Genomic DNA, 1,239 nt, shown 5'->3' with positions numbered 1-1,239 from the left:
CGCCGCAGCGGGGGTCCCGTCGCCGACGCCGCCTGGGCCACGCCGCTGCAGCTCGTGGCCCAGCGCCCGGCCGGGCCGGTGCCGCAATTCACCGAATGCTCCGACGACGAGGCCGAGGCCGCAACCGTGGCGGTCAAGGTGCGCGAACTCCTCGACGCCGGCACACCGGCCAGCCAGGTCGCGGTCCTGTTCCGCACCAACGGACAGTCCGAGGCCTATGAGCAGGCCCTGGCCTCGGCGGGGATCGGCTATCAGCTGCGCGGCGGGGAACGGTTCTTTGCCCGCAAGGAAGTCCGCGATGCCATCCTGCAGCTGCGGGCGGCCACGCGGGCCGTCGCCGAAACCGCCAGCCCTGAGCCGCTCGGCCAGCTGGTCCGCGACATCGTCGCCTCGCTGGGCTACACGGACGCAGCTCCGCACAGCGGCGGCGCGCTCCGGGAGCGCTGGGAATCGCTCGCGGCGCTCGTCGCACTGGCCGACGAACTGGTGATCAGCCGCGGCGCACAGTTCACCCTCTCGGACTTCGTGAACGAACTCCAGGAACGCTCCCTCGCCCAGCACGCTCCGACCGTCCAGGGCGTCACCCTCGCCTCGCTGCACGCCGCGAAGGGCCTCGAATGGGACGCAGTGTTCCTCGTCGGGCTCAGCGAGGGGCTCATGCCGATCTCCTTCGCCGACAGCCCGGAATCCGTGGATGAGGAGCGCCGCCTGCTGTACGTGGGGATCACCCGGGCCAGGGAACATCTGTTCCTGTCCTGGTCCACCGCACGGACCCCGGGAGGGCGCGCCAACCGGAAGCCCTCGCGCTTCCTGGACGGCCTGCGACCCGACTCGGTGGCCAGCTCATCGGTCCGCGGCAAGGGAGCGGCGCCGCGCCGCAAGGCTGCCGTGCCGGCCACGTGCCGGGTCTGCGGAACCATGCTCTCCTCCGGCGCCGAACGCAAGGTGGGCCGCTGCAACCAGTGCCCGCCCAGCTACGAGGAGCAGACTTTCGACGCGCTCCGGCAGTGGCGCAAGGAAATAGCGCTCGACGCCGACGTCCCCGCCTTTGTGGTGTTCACCGACGCCACACTCACCGCCATTGCCGAAGCCCGTCCCGACTCCCTCGAACAGCTCGCCACCCTTCCCGGGGTGGGCCCGTCGAAACTGGAGAAGTACGGCGAAGCAGTGCTGGCAGTGCTGGTCGAAAGCACCACGCTGTGATGGCCGGCGTCAGCACGCGGGCAGGCAGCCCGGCAG

1 protein-coding gene is annotated in these 1,239 nt (G+C 71.1%); it reads left to right on the top strand.

Annotated features, from left to right (window positions below; all coding sequences use genetic code 11):
* Positions 1 to 1,203: ATP-dependent DNA helicase UvrD2 (locus tag K789_RS0104325; protein ID WP_024365681.1), on the top strand; the 1,203-nt coding region annotated here is incomplete at its 5' end.
* Between the last annotated feature and the right edge of the window lie 36 nt (positions 1,204 to 1,239).

This window comes from Arthrobacter sp. TB 26, from assembly GCF_000427315.1.
GTDB lineage: Bacteria > Actinomycetota > Actinomycetes > Actinomycetales > Micrococcaceae > Arthrobacter.
Note: the sequence above shows the minus strand (reverse complement) of the source record. Positions and strands in the feature narration are given on the sequence as shown.